The sequence below is a fragment of the Nocardia sp. NPDC057272 genome (genome assembly GCF_042668615.1).
In the GTDB taxonomy this organism is placed as follows: domain Bacteria; phylum Actinomycetota; class Actinomycetes; order Mycobacteriales; family Mycobacteriaceae; genus Nocardia.
The window spans coordinates 46029-68534 of record NZ_JBHUYK010000003.1 but is presented as its reverse complement, the minus strand read 5'-3'; the positions used below and the strand labels follow the sequence as shown (position 1 = coordinate 68534).

The following is a 22506-nucleotide window of genomic DNA, read 5'->3' as shown; positions in this document are numbered from 1 at the left end:
TCATTTCGTTCAGCCCCCTGCCAGGCCCGCGTCCAGTACCGACCTGGCGATCGGCGCGGCTACCGAACCTCCGGTGGCCGCCAGCGCCCGATCGCCGCCGTTCTCGACGATCACCGCGATGGCGATCTTCGGGTTCTGCGCGGGCGCGAAGGCCATATACCAGGCGTGTGGCGGGGTGTTACGGGGATTACTGCCGTGTTCGGCGGTTCCGGTCTTGGACGCGATCTGGTACGGCGACCGTCCACCGCCCGCGGTATTGGCTTCCGAAGCGACCATCAGATCCGTCAGGGTCGACGCTACCTGGGGGCTCACCGCCTGCCCGACGCTGACCGGCTTGGTCTTGCTGAGCTCCGACAGATCGGGCGCTTGGGTCTGATCGACCAGATACGGCTGCATCCTGGTGCCGCCGTTGGCGATGGTCGCGGCGATCACCGCGACATTGAGCGGTGTCACCGACACATCGCGCTGGCCGATGCTCGACTGGCCGAGCGCGGCGTTGTCCGGGATCGGGCCGACGGTCGATTCGGCGACCGGGATCGGCACACCGGGCGGATCCTCGACTCCGATACCGAACGCGGCAGCCTCGTCCTTGAGCTTGGCCGCGCCGACCTTGACGCCGAGTTCGACGAACGCGGTGTTGCACGAGCGCCGGAACGCCTCGTACAGGCTGGCCGTCGCCTGGTCGCCGCAGGTGCTGCCGTTGTAGTTCTCCAGCGTGGTGCTGGTTCCGGGCAGGGTGATGTTGGGCGCTGCGGTGAACTGGTCGTTCGGACCGGCGACGCCGTTGGACAGTGCGGCCGCGGTGACGACGGTCTTGAACGTCGACCCCGGCGGATAGGTTTGCGAGACGGCGCGATTGAGCATCGGCTGACTCGGATCGGTGCTCAGTCGTTCCCAGGCGGCGCGACCCGCCGCGCCGTCGTGGCCTGACAGCTCGTTGGGGTCGTAGCTGGGCGTGGAGACCATGGTCAAGATCTTGCCGGTGCTCGGCTCGATCGCCACCACGGCGCCGGTGTAGCCCTTCGACGTCATCTGTTCGTAGGCGACCTGCTGCATCATCGGATTCAGCGTGGTGAGCACGTTCGCGCCGCGCGGATCGCGCCCGGAGAACATGTCGATGAGCCGGCGGCCGAACAGGCTCGAGTCGTTGCCCGAGAGCAGCGGATCCTCGGCCAATTCGAGCCCGGTCTTGCCGTACTGCATCGAGTAGAAGCCGGTGACCGGCGCGTACGCCGAGGGGTCGGAGGGGTATTCGCGCAGGTACTTGTACCGGTCGTCGGTCGCGACGGAGCCGGCGAGCACGGTGCCGCCCGCGGAGATCTGACCGCGCTGGCGCGAGTACTCGTCGAGCAGCACCCGCGAGTTGCGCGGATCGCTGCGCAGGTCGTCGGCCTTGACCACCTGCAGGTAGGTCGCGTTCACGAGCAACGCCACCACCATCACCATCACGGCGACGGCGACGCGACGCAGAGGTGTGTTCATTCGCTCACCCTGCTTTCCGGCCTGCGGACCAGTTCGGTGGCCGCGTCCGCGATCGGGGCGGGCGCGCGCTTACGGGCCGGTGCCGGTGCGCGGGCCGCATCGGAGATCTTGATCAACAGCCCGAGCAGCGCGTAGTTCGCCAGCAGCGATGAACCGCCGTAGGAGATGAACGGCGTGGTCAGACCGGTGAGTGGAATCAGTTTGGTGACGCCGCCGACGACCACGAAGATCTGGATCGCGATGGTGAACGACAGGCCCGCCGCGAGCAGCTTGCCGAAGCTGTCACGCACGGCCAGCGCGGTGCGCAACCCGCGGACGATGAAGATCAGGAACAGCATCAGTACCGCGGTGAGCCCGATCAGGCCGAGTTCCTCGCCGATGGTGGTGACGATGAAGTCGGTCTTGGCGAAGGGCACCTGCTGGGGCCGTCCGCTGCCGAGGCCGGTGCCGGCGAGTCCGCCGGTGGCGAAGCCGAACATCGACTGCGAGATCTGGTACCCGGTGTTGTGGTAGTCGTCGAACGGGTGCAGCCAGGTGTCCACGCGCACGCGCACGTGCCCGAACAGTTCGTAGGCGAACACGAATCCGAGCGCGAGCAGGCCGCCACCGATGATCAGCCAGCCCACCCGTTCGGTGGCGATGTAGATCATCACCAGCACCGTGCCGAAGATGAGCAGCGAAGTGCCGAGGTCTTTTTCGAGCACGAGCACGCCGATGCAGACGATCCACACGATCAGGATCGGGCCCATATCGCGCGGTCGCGGCCATTCCATGCCGAGGAAGTGCTTGCCCGCCGCGGTGAACAGGTCACGCTTGGCCACCAGTACGCCCGCGAAGAAGATGATCAGCAGGATCTTCGCGAATTCGCCCGGCTGCATGCTGAATCCGGGCAGCCGGATCCAGATCTTGGCGCCGTTCACTTCGGAGAACCGGCTCGGCAACAGTGCCGGAATCGCCAGCGCGACCAGGCCTACCAGGCCTAGTGTGTAGGTGTAGCGCGCCAGCGTGCGGTAGTCCCGCAAGACGATGAGCAGGCTGATGAACACCACGATGCCGAGGCCGGTCCACATGATCTGCTGGTTGGCGTCGGGGGAGGGGACCGATGTCGCGTCGTATGCCGCCTTCTGCGCTTCGGCGAGATCGAGCCGGTGGATCAGCACCAGCCCCAATCCGTTGAGCAGCGCCACAATCGGTAGTAGGAGCGGGTCCGCGAACGGCGCGAACCGGCGCACCGCGAGATGCGCGATCCCGAACAGCGCGAGGAAAGCCACCCCGTACTTGGCGATGTCGGTGGTGATCGACTGTTCCTGGCTCGCCTCGACGATGAACAACGACACCGTGGTGATGCCCGCCGCGCCCGCCAGCAGCAGCAACTCCTGGTTGCGTCGCGTCGACGGCGGCGGCGCCGGCGCGAATCCACCAGGGGGACTGGGGAACGCCCCAGCCGACGGCGGTGGCGGTGCGGACATCAGTCCGTCACCCGGCAGTTCTCCCCTGAGATCTGCGGGGTTGTCGGGGGGACGGTGGTGGTGGTCGGGGCAGGCGCGGTCGTGGTCGGTGTCGCGGGCTGGTCGGGGCCGGGAGTCGGTGCGCCGCCGGGGATCACCGGGGTCTGCTCGGGCGGAAGCACGCCGGGCTGCGGTACCGATTCCTTCTTCGGGCACGGCGGCAGGAGCTCGTTCTGCGCCAGCACCTTCATGCTGCCGCGCGCCTTGTCCAGCGAATCCGGCGGCAGGCCCTTCTGCACCTGGTCGCGTCCGGTCTGCTTCAGGTCACTGACCAGCAGCGGCTTGCACCCACTCGGCGCGGACTTGCCGACCTCGACCAGAGTGAGCTCGCTCTTGCTGTTCACACAGCCCGTCAGCTCCACATCGTGGATCGAGTAGCCGAGGATCGAACCGGGCAGGCCGCGCATCACGACCACCTTGTCGTTGTCGGCGCCCACGTAGTAGTTGCTGCGAATCATCTTGTAGCCCACCACGAGTCCGACGGCCACCGCGGCGATCAACGCCAGCGACAGCAGCAGCCAGCGCAGCTTGTGCGACTTCGTCTCCGGCGGCGGCGGTGCGGCGGCAGCCCGGCGCGGTTGCGCCCGCGGCGGACGCATCGCGGCGGCACGCCCAGCCGCGGTGTTCGGCGGCGGGGAGTCTTCCTCCTCCTCGGTGGAGGCGGCGCCCGCGAGAATCGGGTGGCTCTGGCCGTAGTCGAGGTCGATCACATCGGCGACGACAACGGTCACATTGTCGGGCCCACCACTGCGCAGCGCCAGTTCGATGAGCCGGTCGGCGCACTCGTCGGTGTTGCCCTCGCGCATGGTGTTGCCGATGGTCTCGTCACTCACCACGTCCGAAAGTCCGTCGGAGCACAGCAGATAACGATCACCGGCGCGGGCTTCGCGCATGATCAGCGTCGGCTCGATCTCGTTGCCGGTGAGGGCACGCATGATCAGCGAACGCTGTGGATGGGTGTGCGCCTGTTCGGCGGTGATCCGGCCCTCGTCGACCAGCGACTGCACGAAGGTGTCGTCGCGGGTGATCTGGGCGAGTTCGCCGTCGCGCAGCATGTAGGCACGCGAGTCGCCGATGTGAACAAGGCCGAGTTTGCGGCCCGCGAACAGGATGGCGGTGAGCGTGGTGCCCATGCCGTCGAGTTCGGGTTCGGCCTCGACGTGGTCGGCGATGGCGGCGTTGCCGGAATGCGTGGCGTGGTCGAGCTTGCCGAGGATGTCGTCGCCCGGCTCGTCGTCGTCGAGATGCGCCAGCGCGGCGATCATCAACTGGGAGGCCACTTCTCCGGCGGCGTGCCCACCCATGCCGTCGGCCAGCGCTAGCAGGCGTGCGCCCGCGTAGACCGAATCTTCGTTGTTGCCCCGGACGAGTCCGCGGTCGCTTCGCGCGGTGTAGCGCAGAACAAGTGTCACGATCGCAGCTCGATCACTGTTTTGCCGACTCGCACAGGAGTGCCGAGCGGAACACGGACGGCGGTGGTGACTTTCGCGCGGTCGAGATATGTGCCGTTGGTGGAACCGAGGTCTTCCACGTACCAGTCGTCACCACGCTGAGACAGTCGCGCGTGCCTGGTCGAGGCGTAGTCGTCGGTGAGTACCAGCGTGGAATCGTCGGCGCGTCCGATGAGAACCGGTTGCGTGCCGAGGGTGATTCGAGTGCCGGCGAGTGAACCATGAGTCACCACTAGATACTTGGCGCCCTTCTGGCTTCGGCTGAAGGAGGGCAGACCGATGGATCCGCGATTTCCGCGGGTTGCCCTCGGCTGTATCCGTATGCCGGATGCCGCGTAGATATCGCTGCGCAAGGTCCGCAGAACGGCCCAGACGAACAACCAGAGCAGCAGCAGGAACCCCGCGCGGGTCAATTGCAGGATCAATCCCTGCACGGCGTTCCACCTCCTGTTCGCCCGGGTACGTCGGTACGGCAGGTGCGGGGCGAACCACCCCCACCAGCGTGCTGGCTTGCGGGCCCCGAGGTCGGGACCGTGCGTGTAATGGCAGCATCATAGAGCCGACAGCGTCGACTCGTGACGTGCACCGCGCAGCTTACGGGATCAGACGATCCGGATCAGGATCTCGGAATGTCCGGCCCGGATCACGTCGCCATCGGCGAGCTGCCAATCCTGCACGGGGGAACCGTTGACGAGGGTTCCGTTGGTGGAACCCAGGTCGGAGAGCATGGCCGTCTGGCCGTCCCAGCGCACCTCGATATGGCGACGCGACACCCCCGTGTCGGGTAGCCGGAAATGGGCGTCCTGGCCGCGGCCGATGATGTTGGAACCCTCGCGCAGCGCGTAGGTGCGGCCGCTGCCGTCGTCGAGCTGGAGGGTGGCCGAGTAGCTCGACTGGGCGGCGCCGTAGCCCGCACCTTGCGGCTGGCCGTAGCCCTGCTGGCCGTAGCCGGCGGCGGGCTGGGCGTAGCCGCCCTGCTCCTCCTGGCCGTAGGCGGGCTCGGCGTAACCGGGCTGCGCGCCGTATCCCTGCTGGCCGTAGCCCTGCTGCTGGGGTTCGGCGTAGCCCTGCTGGCCGTAGCCGCCCTGCTGGTCGTAGCCCGGGTCGGCGTAGCCCTGCTGGCCGTACCCACCCTGCTGGCCGTAGCCCTGCTGCTGGGGTTCGGCGTAGCCCTGCTGGCCGTAGCCGCCCTGCTGGTCGTAACCGGGCTCGGCGTAACCGGCCTGGCCGCCCTGCGCGCCGTAGCCGCCCTGCTGGCTGTAGGCCTGCTGGCCGTAGCCGCCCTGCTGGTCGTAACCGGGCTCGCCGTACGCGGGCGCGGCGCCGTAGCCACCCTGCTGGCCGTAGCCCTGCTGTGCGGGCGCGGCGGGGTCGTAGCCGTTCTGGTATTCGCCACCCTGCTGGCCGTACGCGTCGCCGTATCCGGGCTGCGCCTCGGGCGCGCCGTAGCCGCCACCGCGGCCGTAATCGTCGGCCGGGTAGGAAGCCCCTGGTGCGCCGGCGGGCGGCGGTGCGTACCCGCGGTTGCGTGGATCGGACTCCGCGGGCTCTCGGCTTGGCTCGTAGCCTGAGTTATGCGTCATGGGGCCAGCTCCTGGTTGCGGGTGTGCGGGTCGTTGTGGCGGTCCGGGGCGAGGTGGGGCCGTCCCGCGACCGGCGTCGGGGTCGACGCGGCCGCTCGCTCTGAACATTCCGGTGTGCAGCGTAGGTGATGCCTCGAACGCCACGTGTACTTCGCCGTAGGTCTGCCAGCCCTGCTCGCGGATGTAATCCTGCAGATGTTTGGCGAACGCTTTGGTTGTCAGGTCGTGATCGGCGTCGAGCTTGCCGTGATCGGTTTCGTTGATCGTGATCACGTAACTGTTCGGCGCGAGACGGTGCCCGCCCTCCAGATCCTGGATCTGATCTGCGGCTTCCTGCTGCAGCGCGGCCTCCACCTCCTGGGGAACCACACTGCCGCCGAACACCCTCGCGAACACGTCACCGACAGCGCCCTGCAAGCGACGTTCGAATCTCGACACGATGCCCATCACAGCCCTCCCTTCGGTGCGCGTGTCCGCCCTCCTCGACACGCTGGTTACGGCGTGTCCGGACCCGACCACGTTCCTTGCATGATATCCACGATCCTCTACCTGGGTAACTCCCGGCGGCGTGACCCAGTTCCCGCGCCCTTTCAATCGGCATCGCCGCAGGTCAGGGAATCGATTTTATTTTCCCCCGCGGGGCATGTTAGATTTTTCCAGTCGCTCGGGCGAGTGGCGGAATGGCAGACGCGCTGGCTTCAGGTGCCAGTGTCCGTAAGGACGTGGGGGTTCAAGTCCCCCTTCGCCCACAAGACTAAAGGCTCGATCCTTCCGGATCGGGCCTTCGGTCGTTTCCGGGGTCAGTGACGGGCGATGCGAAGCAGGGCCGCGCGCAGATCCGGCCGGGGCGACTGTGCGTCCAGCTCGAGCAGGGCGGTTTCGGCTATCGCCGCTACCAACAGGACGGCGACGGGCGCGGCGTCGGACCAGCCCATCGCCGTGAGGTCCGTGGCGAGCAGGCCCGCGGCGGCGGAATTGCGGGCGCTCACCTCGGTGGCCAGGCCGGCATCGGTTCTGGCCTGTACTAATAGGCCCTTCGTCGCGGGGGCGGCCAGACAGCCGTCGAGGTAGGCGGCGATCCCGGCCGCGAGCCGTCCTTCGCCGGGCGCAAGGTCGGCGGTCGCCGCGCTGACCTGATCGTCGAGATCGTCGTGGAAGGCACGGTGCAGGGCGAGTATGTAGGACTCGCGGCTCGGCCAGTGCTGGTAGAAGCTGCCCTTGGCCATCTTGGCCTCGGCCGCGATCGCGTTGACCGAGAGCTTGCTCAGATTCTCGGTGGCCAGTAGCTGCCTGCCCGCGTTCAGGAGGGCGCGGCGCCCGGGTTCGGCGGATCTCATTGCCGCATTCCAGCACGGGCGGTGAGGAACTCGCGCACGGCGTCGAGGAACAACCCGGGCGCCTGTGCGAACGGTTCGTGTCGCGTGGGCAGGACGGCGACCGGCGCGCCGGGCAGGGCGCGGGCGATGCCGCGCCGGTTCATCAGCCAGGGATTGGTCGGGTCGTCGCGGCCCCAGACGACCTGGACGGGTAGCCCGGGCAGCAGTGGTGCCGCGGCGGGCAGGTAAACGCGCGGGTCGTCCAGGCTCCGCCAGAGACTGCGATACACGGCGAGCCGGATCGGATCACCGGATACCTCGCGTGCCCGCTCGAAGAGGGGGCGAACACCCTCGTTGCGCGGCGAGCCAAGATAGAGCCGCGCGTGCGGGACGACGAACCGCCGGGCCACCGACGGGCAGGCGATCAGCCCGAACATGGCTCTGGTCAACGGATTCAGCGGTGCGAATCCGGCCGACTGCACCAGGACCAGCCCGCGCACCAGGTCCGGTGCGCGCTCGGCCAACCGCACCGCGGCGTACCCGCCGACACTGTTGCCGATCACGGTGAGTGAACCGAAACCGATCTGCGCCAACGATGTCGACACTCGCACGGCGATGTCGCCGAGCGCGTCGACGGTGACGGCGTCCGGGTCGGTGACCGTGGACGCGCCGTAGCCGGGCCAGTCGACAGCGGCGACGGCCCATGTCTTGTCCAGCGCCGGCACGATCTGATCGAAATCGCGATGGTCACCCGGATTCGCGTGCAGCAGAAGCAGTCCCGGTGCGTCATCGGGCGAGCATCCGCTCAGGTGGACCGCGATCTCGCCGTACCGCGTGGTGACGGTGAACGGTGTCATGGACCGACGGTAGCTATGACCGACCGGTCGGTCAAGGCTTGGGTCAGGCCTTGCGGGCGATCAGCAGGTGGTGGGGGATCGGCGGATTCGGCAAGGTGCGCTGGTCCACCGTCAGTCCCGCGGAGCTCAGTGCCGCCACCACATCGGCAACCGGGCGCAAGGTGAATCCATAAGGGGTGAAGGGCATTTTGGCCATCGCGTCCGGATCTCCGATGCCGATCACCGCGGTACCGCCTTGACGCAGGACTCGGGCGAGTTCGGTGCAGGCGACCGGGAGATCGTCGAGGAAGTAGATGGTGTTGACGGTGATCGCCGCGTGCAGGCTCGCGTCGGGCAGTGGGAGCGCGGTGAGCGTGCCGTCGGCGAGGAGGAGGCGGCCCTCCGCGACCTCCACCGCGAAACGGCCACGGGCGCGGGTGAGCATGTCGGGGGAGGGCTCGATGCCGTGCACCGTGCCCTCGGCACCGACGCGAGCGAGCAGCAACTCCAGTCCCACCCCGCCACCGAAGCCGATATCGGCGACCGTCGCTCCGGTGGGCGGCGCCGCGGCATCGACCGCCGCCGCGATGGCACGCTTGTTCCCGCGGTTGAGGACGAACGCCACGCCCTTGCCGAGCACACCGTGCGGATTGCCGAGCTGCCCGGCGATTGTCGTGAGCAGGCGATCTTTGACCCCGGTCATTTCGTCATCGTAGGTGGCATCTTCGCGCCGCCGTCGGCCGTCGACCGAGGGGCAGCCTGCTCGGCGGGGCCTACACCTCTCTCGGCAACGGGGATCGGCTGGCCGTCGACGACCCTGCGGCGTGTCGGGGCCGATCCGACAACCCCCCTCGACGGATTCGATTCTGCCGTTCTCGGCCCCTCGACCCGCGCCGTTCGCACCTCGACTCCGCTGCCGGGCGCGATCGCCGAGGACCCGCTGGGGAGGGCCGCGCTCATCACCCGGCGCAGCGCGCTCGGCAGGAACCGTCACCGAGGTCGTCCGAATCGGCTGCGCCCGTCTCGCGCGCTGAACCCGACCTCGCGTCTGTTTCGGCAGCCCGATGACCACCGTGGCCTGCCGGTATCGCTGCTGCCCCTGCCGAGACACACATGCCCGCTCGCACCGTCGGATACTCCCGATTCTCGCAGGTGAGGCGAAGGTCACACTGCGCGTGCAACCTTGTATTCCGGATGTTCTTCTGCCGATTTCTGTCCGTTCGGCGGACCGTTCGCAACCAGTCGTTCGTCCAGTTAGAGGCGATGAATTCGGTGTTTCACCGTGATTGCTGGGCGCGCATCTCGTTTGCAACGTAGTTAACAAACCTGAGGTTTCTTTTCACGTTTCAAGTAGGCGGCAACCGTAATTCCGTTGCCGAAACCCCAGGTGACAGCTATGTCTTGGCCTCAGTGTGATCCGAAGCAACCTTGCCCGGCATTCGCGAGCGGGCTCTGTTGAGGGTGCGTGATTCGTTATCGAAGGTTTGCTCGGGGTGAATTCTCGGTGTCGCCGACTGCTCGGTGAGGGTCGCGCCAGGAGTTTGCTGAAGGTGTGAAAATCGGTGCGTCCACAGGGCTTTGCAGGTTCACAATTCCTACCCCGGACCTGCGCGTTGGGGGTTGCGTGGGCATAACGATTGTGTACAGTTGACGGTAACGCTGGCCGCAGTTCGAGCCCGACTCGCTGCGGCCAGCGGAACTCAAATGGGGGAGTTCGTCACCGTCTCTTAACCTTCCGTAGCTGCCGATTGTCCGGTGCTGTCCCGGCGCGGTGTGCTCGGAGTTGTCGGCCTCACAAATGCACGCACAGTTGCGAACTCATGCCCGGTCAACGGCCTTCGCCGGCGCCATCAGCCACCGATCGGCCGGATCCGCCGCCGCGACCGGCGCCGCCGCCGCGGCATCCTGTTCCTCGGCCACCCGCCTGCCGATCCCGAAGACGTAGTAGAGGAACAGCGCCTCGGCCGCGAACCCCAGCGCGATCCGGACGGGCGCCGGCAGCGGACTCGGCGTCACGAAACCCTCGAGCAGGCCGCATACCAGCAGCACGCCCACCAGCCCGAGGGCCACGGTCGCGGTCGCACGCCCCTGCCTGGCCATCGCGGCCGCCCTGCTGCGCCGGCCCGGGTCGACCAGCGTCCACCCGAGCTTCAACCCCACCCCGCCCGCGACGAACAGCGCGGTGAGCTCCAGCGTGCCGTGCGGCAGGATGAAGCCGAAGAACGAATCCAGCCGCCCCGCCTCGGCCATCAATCCACCGGTTATCCCCAGATTCAGCGCATTCATGAACAGTGCGTACACAGCCGGGAGGATCAGGACACCGGTGAACAACGCGATCGCCGAGACCAGCGAATTGTGTGTCCACACCTTCGCGGCGAAGGCCTCGTTGGGGTGCGCGGAGTAGTACGACTCGAACGAACCCCCAGGTCCGGTGACATCCGACAGGTCGCCCTCCGGTATCCCCAGCGCGTCGCGGGCCGCCGCCGAACGATCCACAAGCACCCCGATCACGCCCGCGACGCCGAGGAAGATCGCAGTTGTCCCCAACCACCACGGCCAGGCTCTGTACACAGCCGCGGGAAAGTGCCGGGTGAAGAACCGGCCGACTTCGCGCCACGGCTGCGACCGCGCCGCCAGTACCCGCCCACGGGCCCGCGCCAGCAGCGCGCTCAGCCGGCCGACGAGCTCCGGATCCGGGTGGTGCCCCTGCAATCTCGCCAGCTGCTGCGAGGTGGACCGGTACAACCGGACCAGCTCGTCGGCCTCCGCGCCGGACAGCTTGCGCTGGCGGACCAGCTGATCGAGCCGATACCACGACCGTTGACGTGCCCAGCTGTAGGCATCGGTGTCCATATCGGGAATGCTAGCCACATGGCTGAATTCACCACCGGCGAAGCGGTGGCGCTCGACCTCCCCATCGCGCGCATCCCCAGCCGTGCGGGCGCTTTTCTGCTCGACCTGATGCTCCAGATCGCCCTCGCCGCGACGCTGGAGTACGTCTTGATGCTCGTGCTGTTGGCCACCGATGCCGACTCGGCCTGGTTCTCGGTGACGGCGGTCATCACGCTGGTGGCCGTGCTGATCGCCTATCCGGTGGTCAGCGAAACCGTCTCGCGCGGCCGGTCGCTGGGCAAGCTGGCCTTCGGCTTGCGTGTGGTGCGCGCCGACGCCGGGCCGATCGACTTCCGGCACGCGCTCACCCGCGGCCTCGCGGGCGCGATTGTGGATTTCTGGATGCTCGGTGCGTTCGGTGCGGTCGCGGTCGTCACGTCGCTGTGTTCGCGCGAGGGCAGACGGGTGGGTGACGTGCTCGCCGGGACGGTCGTTGTGCACACCCGCCAGACCATGCCGGTGCCGTCGCTGGCGGTCGCCCCGCCCTGGTTGACAGGCTGGTCGGCGCAGCTGGATCCGAGCGGGATCTCCGATGAACTGGCTGCGGCGGCACGGCGGTATCTGACCAGGCTGCCCACGCTGACGCCGCCCACACAGCACTATCTGGGCACGCAGCTCGTCGAGGCCATGTGCGCCGCACTGCGCTGCCCGGTGCCCGTCGGCTACCCGCCCTTTCACGTGCTCGGCGCGATTCTCGCTCGGCGACAGCAGCTTTCACGGGTCTAGCTCAACAGCCTGTGGATGAATCGCCTGTGCACGAATCAGGGTGCGCGGGAACCCACCTGTGCACAAACCCGCCTGTGGATGAATCTGTTGGCGAGTCGGTGGATGAACTGTGAGTACCGGTGGAAACTGCGGTTATCCACAACCACGTGCGGTTGTGCACAATTCGCGATGTCCACCGATCACAGCGAGCCGGACTGCTTGAGCTCTAGGTATTCGTCGGCCAGCGCCTCGGGCAGTCGATCGGGTGCGGCGGCCACCACGGCCACCCCGCGCCGCCGCAGCGATTCCTGTACGAGCGCGCGTTCGGCCAGCACAGTTTCGGCGGCGGCCGCCATGTAGACCTGCGAACTGTCACTCGCCGCGGCGGCGATGTCGGGATCGATCACGGAGACGATCAGCACCCGATGACGCCGCGTGAGCGTCGGCAGCGCGGGCAACAGGTGCTCGGTGACGGTCGGCCCGTCGAGACTGGTGAACCACACGATCAATGCCCGCCGCCGAACCCGCGAGATCACGGTGCGTACCAGCCCCTCGGTGTCGGTGTCCACGAGCTGTGGAGTAACCCCGGCGAGGGTGTGCATAAGTTTCAAAGGCAGCTGATTGCCGCCTACGCCACTCACTTCCGCGCGGACTCGGCGGTCGTAGGCCAGCAGGTCGACCGTGTCGCCCGCGGCGGCGGCCAGACCACCGAGCAGCAGCGCCGCTTCGATCGCACTGTCGAGCCGCGTTCCCTCACCGACCCGGCCCGCACTGGCCCGCCCGGTGTCCAGGACCATCAGCATGTGCCGGTTGCGTTCCGGCCGCCACGTCCGCACCAGCACGTCGTTCGCGCGCGCGGTGGCCCGCCAGTCGATGCTGCGCACGTCGTCGCCCGCTACGTACTCGCGGAACGAATCGAACTCGGTGCCCTGCCCGCGCGTATTGGCGACATTGCGCCCCTCGAGATGATGCAGCCGCTTCACCTTCGAACGCAGCAGCCGCTCACTGCGAAACGCGGGCAGCGCGCGCACCCTGGCAGGCACCTCGACCCGGCTCTGCCGTCCGGCCAGCCCCAGCGGTCCGAGCAGCCGCACCGTCACCGGGCCCGCGACCCGATCACCGCGATAGGTGGGAGTCAGGCTGGTGCGCAAGCGGATTCGGGTGTGCGGGGCCAGATCCAGACGGTGTTCGCGGATGTCCGCACGCGCGCTGTCGGGCCAGGCGTCCCACAGCATCCCGCGCACCGTGGCCGTGCCGGTATTGGTGACAGCCAGCTCCACCTCGGTCCCGCGACCGAGCCGCACCACCGTCAGCGGATCACGGGTCAGCGACAGCGCATCCGCTCGCGCGGTGAGCGCGATATCGGTCAGCAGCAGCGCCACCAGCACCGCGCAGGCGCCGAGCACGCCGGCCCACGTGGGCACCACGAACATCACCACCGCCGCCGCAGCCGTGGCGAGCAGCGCGAACCGGCCTGTGACCACCACGTCGCTAGACCGGAACCGGCACCGAGACCAGCAACGACGAGAGCACGCCCTCGGTGCTCACCCCGTCCAGCTCGGCCTCCGGCCGCAACTGCAAGCGATGCCGAAGTACCGCCATCGCCACGGTTTTCACGTCGTCGGGCGTCACGTACGCGCGGCCGTTGAGCCAGGCGAAGGCGCGGGCGGCGGCCAGCAGCGCGGTCGCGCCACGGGTGGACGCGCCGTGCGCGACGGCGGGGGAGGACCGGGTGGCACGGCACAGATCGACGATGTAGGCCAGCACCTCCGGACTCACCGTCACCTGGCCCACCGCGGCGCGCGCGGCCGCGATGTGTTCGGGTCCGGCGACCGGGCGCAGTCCGGCGGCGCCGAGGTCGCGCGGATCGAAGCCGCTCGCGTGGCGTTGCAGGATGCGGAACTCGTCGTCGCGGTCGGGCAGCCGGATATCGACCTTGAACAGGAACCGGTCGAGTTGCGCCTCGGGCAGCGGATAGGTGCCCTCCTGCTCGATCGGGTTCTGGGTGGCGACCACCACGAACGGGTCGGGCAGTGGACGCGGCTGACCGTCCACCGAAACCTGGCGCTCCTCCATCGATTCCAGCAGTGAGGACTGGGTTTTCGGTGGGGTGCGGTTGATCTCGTCGGCCAGCAGCAGGTTGGTGAAGACCGGACCCTTGCGGAAGGTGAACTCGGCCGAATGCGGGTCGTAGATCTGGGATCCGGTGACATCGCCCGGCATCAGGTCCGGGGTGAACTGCACGCGTGCGTGCTCGAGCGCCAGCGAGGTGGCCAGCGCGCGCACCAGCAGCGTCTTCGCCACGCCGGGAACACCTTCGAGCAGCACGTGACCGCGGCACAGCAGGGCGAGCACGAGGTACAGCACGGCCTGGTCGTTGCCGACCACCGCCTTGCCGATCTCGGTGCGCAGTGCGGCCAGTGCCGCCGCGGCCTCCTGCGCGCTCGGCGTCTCGAGCAGCACAGCGTCCTTGGAAATATTTGTCATCCGAGCTCCGTCTCGATCCATTCGAGGTGTGCGGCAATGTAATGGAGGGTTGTCTCGTCCGGCACATCGCCGAACAGGACAGTGCCGATCTGCTGACCGGGTACGCCGAGACGGCTGGACACGGCTTCGACGAGTTGATCGCCGGTGAGTTCGCCACCCAGCCGCGGCGTGATCCGGCGCAGTGTCGCCGCGCGCAGGACCTGGGCGACATGGGCCACGTCGCCGGAGCGGCGATACAGGCCCGCCTGCCCCGCGAGCAGCTCGTTCGCGGCGACCTCGACCGGGCGCGGCTCGCCGACCAGCGCGCCACGCCTGCGCGCCCGCCACCAGATCAGCGCCACGAAGGCGAGCAGGAACTGCAGGCCGCCGAACGCCAGCCAGCCGGGCAGGCGGGTGAAGATCGAGTCCTTGCCACTGCCGAAATCGAGGTCGTTGTCATCAGGGGGTGGCTCGGGCGGGTCTGGTGGGTTGGGCAGATCGGGAGGGTGGGGTGCGTTGGGGGCGCCGCACGATTGCATGGTGGCGTAGACAAGCAGGGCGATGGCGAGTCCCGCCGCGAGCACCGCCCAGAAGCGGGGGCTGCGCAGGATCGGGGGCAGGGGCGGAAGCTTCCTGCGCTGCTTGGGCTCTCGCTCGACGACCTCGACCTCGAGCGGATCGAGAACGGGGGGTGGTGCGGACTGGGAGTACCGGTCGGCGTATTCGAGGCGACGGTACTCGTCCTCGGTGGCGCTACGTCCGCCGTAGACGACCTCGTCGAAACTCCGTGCCGCCGGATGTAATTCGGTGGCCTGTTCCAGCGGCAGTGCCGTGGTCGCGTCGTCGGCGGTCTCCTGCGCGGTGCGCGAGCGGCGCACCGGCAGGCTGCCGTCCTGTTCGAGGCCGCGCAGGACGGCGCGGAAGCGTTCGCGCAGCGCGCGGTCGTAATCGCGGCGGCCCGCGGCGTTCTCGGCGGCGGCGCGATGTTCGGCGGCGGCGCCGAGACGGGGCTGCGGTGGGACGCCGTCAGGAAATTCGGTCACCGGCGATCACCGGGAATTCGAATGTCCATGCCTTCGCGCACACACCGCCGGCTGATGTAGCACAGCACGCGGCTGGTCGCCTCGACGATCTCGCTCACGGTCACCACCAGAACGAACCCGCCGACGAGCAGGGTGATGAAAGCCCAGCGATGAGTGCCGGAGAAGTCGGAGAGGAAGAACGGGATACCGAACGCGGGCACCGCGAGGACCGCGAAGATGCACCGCTGGGTGAGCCACAGACCCGCGGTCGACCAGTCCGCACCCTGCACGAGCTCCTTCGAACGGGTAACGCCCACACCGAAACCCGCGTGCTCGGCCACGATCGCCGGCTCGGTGACGAACCGCCGCGCCCGTACATACGAAAGCCAGATCAGCGCGAGCGGATAGGTGATCACCAGAATGCTGCCGAGCAGCAGCACTCCGATCCCGGTGAGCGTGAACATGATCTGCGCGAGCACCAGCGGCGTCGCCTGCCTGCCCGCGGCCCGCAACCCGTCGAGCACGCCGTAGCGCACCCCGTGGAAGTCGGCGAGTGCGATCGCGATGGTCGCGCCGCGCAGGACCAGGCGAACCAGCCACACGCAGGCCGCGGTCGCCAGGATCGCCGCCCACGCGGTGCCCGCGTCGGAGCCGTCGGTGAGGTGGGATACCAGCCCCGTCACCCCGAGCGTGACGAGCACACCGAGCACGAGCGCACTGCCGCCGAGCACCGCGAAGGTCCGGATATGGGCCTGGATCAGGGCGAACGGCTCATCGAGCAATTCGCGGAAACGCAGGGGGCGGATCGGCACCGTGGGCGGTATTGGCGGCCCCGGCGCAGGCGCCCGTGCCGGATCGACTCCCGCCCCGACGGCGCCAACCGTTTCGACGGCGGGACGCACGGGCCCGAGTGTAGTCAATCCCAGCCGAACCGCCCGGGGACTCGACCCGCCCTCGCCTCGCAGGCCGGGCCGGGTGATCCCCGAGGTGTCCCTACCGAACGTCCGCAGCTCCACGCCCGGCGGAGGCGCCCTCGTCGGCCCGCTCGGACAGCCTCGGCAGCGCAACCTGCGTGGGCTTCAAACGCCCACGCAGCGTGACCGTCTCACCGAGAATCCACTGCGCGGATTCCGAGTCGGCCGCAGCGGCAAGCGTGGTCGCCGACGTGAGCAAACGTTCGTCGTGCTGCTTGGACAGCTCGCACAGCCGAGCGGCCTCGTTGACCGCATCGCCGATCACCGTGAATTCGTACCGGTTGTGCGTACCGACGTTGCCCGCGACCACCCGTCCCGCCGCGACACCGATACCCGCGTCGAGATCGGAAGCAGCATGCAGTCGACGCTGGATCGCACGCCCGCACGACAGCGCCGCACCCGCCAGGTCGTCGAGCGGAGCCGGCGTGCCGAACACCGCCAGCGCCGCGTCGCCCTCGAACTTGTTGAGCAGCCCGCCGTGCCGTTCCACCTCGTCGACGACGATGTCGAAGAACCGGTTGAGAATGCCGACGATCTCGGGTGCGGGCAGGGTGGCTGCCATCGTGGTGGAGCCGATGATGTCGATGAACAGGGCCGCTGCCTCGGTTTCGGTGCCGCCGAGCACCGGCCGGGAGGCGATCGCCGCCATCGCGACATCGTGGCCGACATGCTTGCCGAACAGGTCCTCGATCATCGCCCGCTCGCGCAGCCCGTGCACCATCGTGTTGAAGCCGCTCTGCAGTTCGCCCAGCTCGGTGCCGTCGTAGAGGGCGATCTCGGCGTCGAGGTCGCCGTTCTCCACGCGGCGCAGCGCCTGCCGCACCCCCTTGATCGGGGCCACCGTCGCCGCGACGACCTGGGCCATCAGGATCAACCCGAATACCAGCGCGGAGCCGCCGAGGCTGAGCATGCACACCGCCAGCCTGGCTTTGCTCACCGCGGGGTCGGCCAGCGCCCACACCGCTACCGTCATCGTGAGCGCCACCGGTACGCCGACCCCGACGAACCACGACAGCATGGTCCGGCCGAACACGCCGATGCCACGGCGGCGGTGTGGGTCGGCGGCCAGCACGCGCGCGGTCACCGGGCGCAGCGCGAATTCGATGATCAGGTAGCTGTTGGCGCACACGACGATCGCGGCGGCGCCGGTGGAGAGGATGACCTTGGGGATCAGCGCCGGCTCGAGCACGCCGTAGACGATGGTGAGCACCGTCAACGTCAGCGTCCAGAGGATGGCCTGCTGCAGCACCATCCAGCGCGGCGCCGACACGGTGACCTGCTGTTCGGCCGGCGTCGGTACGTGCTCGGGATCGGTGGCCCAGCCCATCGAGCGCACCCCGGCCACGGTGCCCCACACGGTGCCGCCCGCCAGCGCGAGCGCGGCGCACAGCGGCGTGAAAACGCTGTTGACCAGGAGGAGTTCCCGCGTGAACACGGTGGGCCCGGGCAGCACGAAGCCCGCGAGCACCACCACCATGGCGATGCCGATCAGATTGGCGATGAGCAGCGGCACGGTGAGCAGCAACTGCACCCGAACTCGACGGATCTTCGATGCCTCGTCGACTGGCCCGAGCAGCGGCGAGCCCCATGGCGCTGATCTTGCCGCGCCCGCCGGTCCATCGCGGTTGATCACTACTGAACTGTAAACCGGTGAACCCGGTGTCGGCCACAGAGTTGCGCAGGTCACTGCATCAGTCGGGTGGCTATACCAACTGGTCGCACCCAGTTTTGTGACCGTCCACCGGTCTGTCGACCGTGCTGTTGTCCACGGCACCGTTCGGTGTACAGATGTGCACTCAACCGTGGAGCAGGTTGTCGACGACGGCGCGGTAGCGCGCGGGTTCGATCTGCGGCAGACCGAGCAGCGCGCGCAGGTAGACCCCGTCGCCCACCAGCCGGATGGTGTCGGCGCGGACGGGGTCGTCCACCTCGGTCTCCAGGTTGTCCGACCAGGCCGCCATCACCGCGTCGAGCGCGCGCTGGACCTGGTCGGGCTCGCTGCCCGCCGAGGCGTCGATCGTGCGCATGGTCGCCAGTAGTGAGCGGTACAGGGCGAGTTCGACGGCGTCGTCCTGCGCGGTGGGGTCGGGTGTCTGCAGGTACCACTCGGCGATCGAGCTCCCGCTCGCTCTGGCGTCGTCGAGTTGGGTGCGGGCACGCTCACCGAGCCGCTGCACCAGGCCGACGAGCAGGGCGTCTTTGCTCTTGAAGTGGTAGAGGAGCCCGCCCTTCGATACGCCCGCCGCGGCGGCGACGTTGTCGAGGGTCATCTGCGCCGCGCCGCGTTCGAGCAGCAGGGTCTCCAGGGCGTCGAGGATGCGATCGCGGGTGTCAGAGCTCACGGCAATCACTGTACCGTCTGGACGGTTTTCTTGTTACTGTACCGTCTGGACGGTTTACCAACCCGAAAGACGAGAGACCCATGAACACCCCCACAGCACTCACCCCGGCGCGCGCCACCCCGCGCGAGTGGGCGGGCCTCGGCGTACTCGCCCTCGCCCTGCTGCTGCTCGCGGTGGACGCGACCGTGCTGGACCTGGCCGTGCCCGCGATCAGCGCCGACCTCGCCCCGAGCACGCCACAGCTGCTCTGGATCATCGACGTGTACTCGTTCGTGCTCGCCGGTCTGCTGGTGGTGATGGGCAATCTCGGCGACCGGATCGGCAGGCGCAAGCTCCTGCTGATCGGTGCGGTCGGCTTCGGCATCGCCTCGGTGCTGGCCGCCTGGGCGGTGTCGCCGGAGATGCTGATCGCGGCGCGCGTCCTGCAGGGCGTCGCGGGCGCCACGCTGATGCCCGCCACGCTGGGCCTGATCCGATCGATGTTCCAGGACCCGCGTCAGCGCACCGTGGCGATCGGCGTGTGGAGTGCGATGGCCGGTGGTGGCGCCGCGGCCGGTCCGCTGGTCGGCGGCTGGCTGCTCGAGCACTTCTGGTGGGGCTCGGTGTTCCTGGTGAACCTGCCGGTGATGCTGGTGCTGCTCGCCCTCGCTCCGCTGCTCATCCCCGAATCACGTGACCCGAACCCGGGCCGGTTCGACGCGCTGAGCGCGCTGCTGTCGATGCTGGCGCTGGTGCCGGTGGTTTACGCGGTGAAGGAAACCGCCGCGCACGGTCCGGCGGTGGGCGCGCTGCTGGTCGGCCTGGTTGGTGTGGTCTCGGCCGTGCTGTTCGTGCGCAGGCAGCGTCGCCTGACCGATCCGATGCTCGACCTGCGGCTGTTCGAGCTGCCGAGGTTCCGGGTGGCGGTGTTCACCAACCTGCTCGCGGTGTTCGCGCTGGCGGGCGTGCTGTTCTTCGGCTCGCAGTATCTGCAGCTGGTGCTCGGCCGTACGCCCTTGGAGGCGGGTCTGCTGATGCTGCCGGGGCTCGCGGCGAGCGTGTTCGGTTCGCTGGCGGCGGCCTGGCTCGTGCGGCGCTGGCGCGCGGCGCTGGTGCTGGCCGGTGCGCTGGTCGTCACCGCGATCGGCGCGGCGGCCTTCCTCGCGGTCGACGCGGTGAGCGGCGCGGAGGCGTTCGTGCTCGGTTTCGTCGGCATCGGTCTCGGTGCCGGTGTGGCCATGACCGTGGCCGCCGACCTGGTCGTCGGATCGGCGCCGGAGGAACGCGCCGGTGCGGCCGCGGCGATCTCGGAGACCGCCTACGAAACGGGTCTTGCCCTGGGTGTCGCCCTGCTCGGCAGCACCGTGATGGCGATCTTCCGGCGTGGTCTGGACGTGTCCTTGCTGCCGGACGACGCGGTGGCGGCGGCGTCGGGTTCGCTCAGCGGCGCCGTCGAGGTGGCCGGTGAGCTGCCCGCCGCGGTGGCGGAGGAGTTCCTGTCGTCGGCGAACCAGGCGTTCGTCAGCGGCATCCATCTGACGGTGCTCGGCATCGTCGCGGTGCTGTTGTTCGCGGCCTACAGCGCGGTACGGACGAAGACCACGCGCGGCTGAGCCGGAGGTGGCCGACAGCGGGCTGTCGGCCACCTCGCGCGATCAGCGGGCGGGCGGCAGCTGACGCCGGTTGCCGGGGAGCTCGTTGGCGTTGCCGCCTGCGAGCTCGCCGTGGCCGCCGGCCTCGGGCAGGCCGTTGCCCTGACCGGCGGGCAGCGCGGTGTAGTTCGGCGCCGAGGGGTACTGACGCGGGTCCGGGTGGAAGCGGCTCGACGGCGCGTCGACCACATTCGAGGCGATCTGCTGGGCGTAGGGCTGGTACGGCTGCTGGTACTGCTGCTGCGGGTAGGCGCCGGGCGGCAGGAAACCCTGCGCGGGCTGACCCTGCAACTGATATCCGGCGGGGACCTGCTGTTGCTGCGCGGAATCCTGCGTGTCGACGGTGACCTTGCGCGTGCGGCGCAGGGTGAACGTCACCTCTTCGACCTCTTCGAACGCCTGCCGTGCGGTCCGCATCGGGTGGGTGGCCGAGTCGAAGGCATTGGCCACGAAAGCCGGTACCAGCGGACGGATCCAGCGGGCGGCGGTGTCGGTGAACGGCACCGTCCCGATGATCGGCAACTCCAAACCGCCACCGCCGGTCGGCGCCTGCGCGGGCGGCTGCTGCGTGGGCGCCTGGTGGGCGGGAACGAGAGCCCCGGCGGTGCCGGCGGGCAGCGCGTGCTGGACGTACCCCGCGGGCAGCTGCGATGTGACGTTCGGCTCCAGAGACACGGAGTCGTCCTTTCGATGCGGCTCGGTGAACCCGAGCTCGAAACCGCCGATCGCGGCGATGATCCTGGTGCGCTGACGTTCTCGATCGATCACGGTATCGGCTTCGATGGCCAGTTGCGCGGCGGTGAGCTCGTGTTCGGCGCGCAAGGCGGCCGTCTCGGTGCGCACTTCGGCGCGTTTCACCGCGATGGCGGCGTCGGCCTCGCGCTGGGCCCGATCGGCCACCTCCGCCGCGTCGACCCGGCGGTCGAGCGAGGTCTCCCCGCGCCACCAGCGCAGCAGCAGCGGCAGCAGGGCCACGACGACGCCCGCGAGCAGGATGAGCAGGCGCAGCGCGGCGGCGCCCGCGTGTGACGCGGTGTAGCTGTTCATGGCCAGCCAGCGGGCGCCCAAGCCACGGTCGCCGTCGGCGAACGCGCTGGTCCGCGCGGTGGCGAGCGCGGCGGATTCGGTGCGGACCCGCTGGTCGAGGCCCTCGATGCGGCCCTGCGCCGTGGCGAGCTGTTTGCGGGCGTCGTCGAGCATGTCGTTGGCGGTCTGCGTTTCCGGACCGCGACCCGGTACCCCGGTGATTCTGGTCTGCGGGCATTCCGCGGTGGGGTTGTACTCGCAGCGGGCGATCACCAGCGCGCGGTCGATGTCGGCCTGCGACTTGGCGATGCTCAGATCGAGCGCGGCACGGTCGGCGGTGGCGAGGTCGAACGAGGTGCGGGCGGCGACCACGGCCGGCGCGTTCTCGGCGCTCGCCTGGGCGCGCACATCCAGTTCCCGGTCGACGGTCCCGCCGAGCAGCACGGTGGCGGCGAGTTCGGCGACGAAGACCCCGGCCAGCACCCCGACCCCGATCCGGGCCGCGATACCGAACCGATCCTCGTCACCACCGGGCCGTGTGGTCGCCAGCGCCCGGCCGAGGGCACCCGCGGCGACGGCGATGACCAGCGCGAACAGCACCGCGGCGAGCACGCCCGCGTCGGCGGCGAGCAGTGCGGACAACGCGACGAGACCGGCGATCACGGCGAACAGCGTCACGGCGGCACCGGTGACGAGATAGCGGCCCTGTTCATGGCTGAAAGCCAGGTCGGCGCCCGATTCGTGGTTCCGGCGCCGTGGCGAGGCGAGGCCTCCGCCGAGCCAGGTGAGTAAGCCGGTCATGAGTTCTCCCCGGGTCGTGCGCTCCACTGGGCATGGCGAAACTGGTAGGTAAGGCGAAACTGGCATGGATTCGTTGTGTCAGCGTGACAGGCCGGAGACCGACACACCGAGTGCCGAGGTACTGCTTGTGGTCAGCCTCACAGTCGAATAGGTCCATTCATCGCGCTGACCGGAACATTTCTGTGCCGACCTCGGCGTGTCGTGCGCGGCGAGCCGGGCCGCACCGCCTTCCGTGCCCGATTTGTGTCGAACGACACTGCCAGAAGTTTGCCAGCGGTGTGCTGTGGCGCACATTTCGCAATACAGACCGTACGGTCGGCTGACTGGAGCGCTTGTGGGGGCCCGTGTCGGGAATATCTCACAGTCCCCACCCCCGGTTAGCGGAGGTGGGAGGTTTGACCAGGGCATCTGCAGGGAAATCTGCTGCGGTGCAGGTGAGTTCAGCTTTCGGCCCCCGGCCGACGGTGGAAC

At 68.7% G+C, this 22506-nt stretch carries 18 protein-coding genes and 1 tRNA gene; 3 read left to right on the top strand and 16 right to left on the bottom strand.

Going from position 1 to position 22506, the window contains the following annotated elements; genetic code table 11:
* Positions 1 to 9: 9 nt before the first annotated feature.
* The 5 genes from ACFULV_RS05605 to ACFULV_RS05585 all read right to left on the bottom strand — a co-directional run bounded on the left by ACFULV_RS05605 (position 10) and on the right by ACFULV_RS05585 (position 6471).
* Complete coding sequence (locus ACFULV_RS05605; RefSeq protein ID WP_378653497.1) at positions 10 to 1482, bottom strand: peptidoglycan D,D-transpeptidase FtsI family protein; 1473 nt, start codon at positions 1480 to 1482, stop codon at positions 10 to 12.
* Positions 1479 to 2951 (bottom strand): FtsW/RodA/SpoVE family cell cycle protein, encoded by a 1473-nt coding sequence (locus ACFULV_RS05600; RefSeq protein ID WP_378634561.1) that lies wholly within the window; start codon positions 2949 to 2951, stop codon positions 1479 to 1481. Before ACFULV_RS05600 ends, ACFULV_RS05605 begins: the two co-directional genes overlap by 4 nt.
* Positions 2951 to 4402: a PP2C family protein-serine/threonine phosphatase gene (locus ACFULV_RS05595; protein ID WP_378634558.1), complete on the bottom strand. Its 1452-nt coding sequence runs from the start codon at positions 4400 to 4402 to the stop codon at positions 2951 to 2953. The genes ACFULV_RS05600 and ACFULV_RS05595 overlap by 1 nt, the downstream gene beginning before the upstream one ends.
* Positions 4399 to 4875: an FHA domain-containing protein gene (locus ACFULV_RS05590; RefSeq protein ID WP_062992366.1), complete on the bottom strand. Its 477-nt coding sequence runs from the start codon at positions 4873 to 4875 to the stop codon at positions 4399 to 4401. The genes ACFULV_RS05595 and ACFULV_RS05590 overlap by 4 nt, the downstream gene beginning before the upstream one ends.
* Positions 4876 to 5043: 168 nt before the next feature.
* Positions 5044 to 6471 (bottom strand): DUF3662 and FHA domain-containing protein, encoded by a 1428-nt coding sequence (locus tag ACFULV_RS05585; protein WP_378634555.1) that lies wholly within the window; start codon positions 6469 to 6471, stop codon positions 5044 to 5046.
* A 219-nt stretch (positions 6472 to 6690) separates the two neighbouring features.
* Here ACFULV_RS05585 and ACFULV_RS05580 point away from each other — a divergent pair.
* Positions 6691 to 6773, top strand: a tRNA-Leu gene (locus ACFULV_RS05580).
* A gap of 51 nt (positions 6774 to 6824) precedes the next feature.
* On the opposite strand, the gene ACFULV_RS05575 is transcribed toward ACFULV_RS05580, so the two are convergent.
* The 4 genes from ACFULV_RS05575 to ACFULV_RS05560 all read right to left on the bottom strand — a co-directional run bounded on the left by ACFULV_RS05575 (position 6825) and on the right by ACFULV_RS05560 (position 11029).
* Positions 6825 to 7361, bottom strand: coding sequence for a TetR/AcrR family transcriptional regulator (locus ACFULV_RS05575; protein ID WP_378653494.1), 537 nt, complete (start codon positions 7359 to 7361; stop codon positions 6825 to 6827).
* On the bottom strand, positions 7358 to 8197 hold the full coding sequence (locus ACFULV_RS05570) for an alpha/beta fold hydrolase (protein WP_378653492.1): 840 nt from the start codon (positions 8195 to 8197) through the stop codon (positions 7358 to 7360). Before ACFULV_RS05570 ends, ACFULV_RS05575 begins: the two co-directional genes overlap by 4 nt.
* A gap of 43 nt (positions 8198 to 8240) precedes the next feature.
* The gene (locus ACFULV_RS05565; RefSeq protein ID WP_378653489.1) at positions 8241 to 8879 is read right to left on the bottom strand and encodes a methyltransferase domain-containing protein; all 639 of its coding nucleotides are present in this window, start codon (positions 8877 to 8879) and stop codon (positions 8241 to 8243) included.
* 1115 nt (positions 8880 to 9994) lie between these two features.
* Positions 9995 to 11029: a stage II sporulation protein M gene (locus ACFULV_RS05560; protein ID WP_378653486.1), complete on the bottom strand. Its 1035-nt coding sequence runs from the start codon at positions 11027 to 11029 to the stop codon at positions 9995 to 9997.
* An 18-nt stretch (positions 11030 to 11047) separates the two neighbouring features.
* On the opposite strand from ACFULV_RS05560, the gene ACFULV_RS05555 reads away from it, so the two are divergent.
* The gene (locus tag ACFULV_RS05555) at positions 11048 to 11794 is read left to right on the top strand and encodes an RDD family protein (protein ID WP_378653484.1); all 747 of its coding nucleotides are present in this window, start codon (positions 11048 to 11050) and stop codon (positions 11792 to 11794) included.
* A 179-nt stretch (positions 11795 to 11973) separates the two neighbouring features.
* Here ACFULV_RS05555 and ACFULV_RS05550 read toward each other — a convergent pair whose 3' ends face one another.
* From ACFULV_RS05550 to ACFULV_RS05525, 6 genes are all read right to left on the bottom strand, one after another.
* The gene (locus ACFULV_RS05550) at positions 11974 to 13260 is read right to left on the bottom strand and encodes a DUF58 domain-containing protein (protein ID WP_378653481.1); all 1287 of its coding nucleotides are present in this window, start codon (positions 13258 to 13260) and stop codon (positions 11974 to 11976) included.
* 4 nt (positions 13261 to 13264) lie between these two features.
* A complete protein-coding gene (locus ACFULV_RS05545) occupies positions 13265 to 14260 on the bottom strand; it encodes an AAA family ATPase (RefSeq protein WP_378634537.1) in 996 nt (331 codons plus the stop codon).
* Entirely contained in the window at positions 14257 to 15282 is a 1026-nt protein-coding gene (locus ACFULV_RS05540) for a DUF4129 domain-containing protein (RefSeq protein ID WP_378653478.1), read from the bottom strand. The genes ACFULV_RS05545 and ACFULV_RS05540 overlap by 4 nt, the downstream gene beginning before the upstream one ends.
* On the bottom strand, positions 15279 to 16073 hold the full coding sequence (locus ACFULV_RS05535) for a hypothetical protein (protein WP_378653476.1): 795 nt from the start codon (positions 16071 to 16073) through the stop codon (positions 15279 to 15281). Before ACFULV_RS05535 ends, ACFULV_RS05540 begins: the two co-directional genes overlap by 4 nt.
* Before the next feature lie 181 nt (positions 16074 to 16254).
* Positions 16255 to 17868 carry an adenylate/guanylate cyclase domain-containing protein gene (locus ACFULV_RS05530; protein WP_378653473.1) on the bottom strand — a complete coding sequence of 538 codons (1614 nt, stop codon included), beginning with the start codon at positions 17866 to 17868 and terminating at the stop codon, positions 16255 to 16257.
* Between the two features lie 163 nt (positions 17869 to 18031).
* Positions 18032 to 18577, bottom strand: coding sequence for a TetR/AcrR family transcriptional regulator (locus tag ACFULV_RS05525; RefSeq protein WP_378653471.1), 546 nt, complete (start codon positions 18575 to 18577; stop codon positions 18032 to 18034).
* Positions 18578 to 18657: 80 nt separating this feature from the next.
* On the opposite strand from ACFULV_RS05525, the gene ACFULV_RS05520 reads away from it, so the two are divergent.
* The gene (locus ACFULV_RS05520; RefSeq protein ID WP_378653468.1) at positions 18658 to 20169 is read left to right on the top strand and encodes an MFS transporter; all 1512 of its coding nucleotides are present in this window, start codon (positions 18658 to 18660) and stop codon (positions 20167 to 20169) included.
* A 42-nt stretch (positions 20170 to 20211) separates the two neighbouring features.
* Here ACFULV_RS05520 and ACFULV_RS05515 read toward each other — a convergent pair whose 3' ends face one another.
* Positions 20212 to 22035: a DUF4407 domain-containing protein gene (locus ACFULV_RS05515; RefSeq protein WP_378653466.1), complete on the bottom strand. Its 1824-nt coding sequence runs from the start codon at positions 22033 to 22035 to the stop codon at positions 20212 to 20214.
* Positions 22036 to 22506 lie beyond the last annotated feature (471 nt).

What these genes read in the sequence shown, in the direction of transcription:
- ACFULV_RS05570 (WP_378653492.1), bottom strand. Translation starts at nt 8,197, where the DNA reads ATGACACCGTTCACCGTCACCACGCGGTACGGCGAGATCGCGGTCCAC.
- ACFULV_RS05515 (WP_378653466.1), bottom strand. Translation starts at nt 22,035, where the DNA reads ATGACCGGCTTACTCACCTGGCTCGGCGGAGGCCTCGCCTCGCCACGG.
- ACFULV_RS05575 (WP_378653494.1), bottom strand. Translation starts at nt 7,361, where the DNA reads ATGAGATCCGCCGAACCCGGGCGCCGCGCCCTCCTGAACGCGGGCAGG.
- ACFULV_RS05600 (WP_378634561.1), bottom strand. Translation starts at nt 2,951, where the DNA reads ATGTCCGCACCGCCACCGCCGTCGGCTGGGGCGTTCCCCAGTCCCCCT.
- ACFULV_RS05585 (WP_378634555.1), bottom strand. Translation starts at nt 6,471, where the DNA reads ATGGGCATCGTGTCGAGATTCGAACGTCGCTTGCAGGGCGCTGTCGGT.
- ACFULV_RS05560 (WP_378653486.1), bottom strand. Translation starts at nt 11,029, where the DNA reads ATGGACACCGATGCCTACAGCTGGGCACGTCAACGGTCGTGGTATCGG.
- ACFULV_RS05605 (WP_378653497.1), bottom strand. Translation starts at nt 1,482, where the DNA reads ATGAACACACCTCTGCGTCGCGTCGCCGTCGCCGTGATGGTGATGGTG.
- ACFULV_RS05565 (WP_378653489.1), bottom strand. Translation starts at nt 8,879, where the DNA reads ATGACCGGGGTCAAAGATCGCCTGCTCACGACAATCGCCGGGCAGCTC.
- ACFULV_RS05555 (WP_378653484.1), top strand. Translation starts at nt 11,048, where the DNA reads ATGGCTGAATTCACCACCGGCGAAGCGGTGGCGCTCGACCTCCCCATC.
- ACFULV_RS05545 (WP_378634537.1), bottom strand. Translation starts at nt 14,260, where the DNA reads ATGACAAATATTTCCAAGGACGCTGTGCTGCTCGAGACGCCGAGCGCG.
- ACFULV_RS05520 (WP_378653468.1), top strand. Translation starts at nt 18,658, where the DNA reads ATGAACACCCCCACAGCACTCACCCCGGCGCGCGCCACCCCGCGCGAG.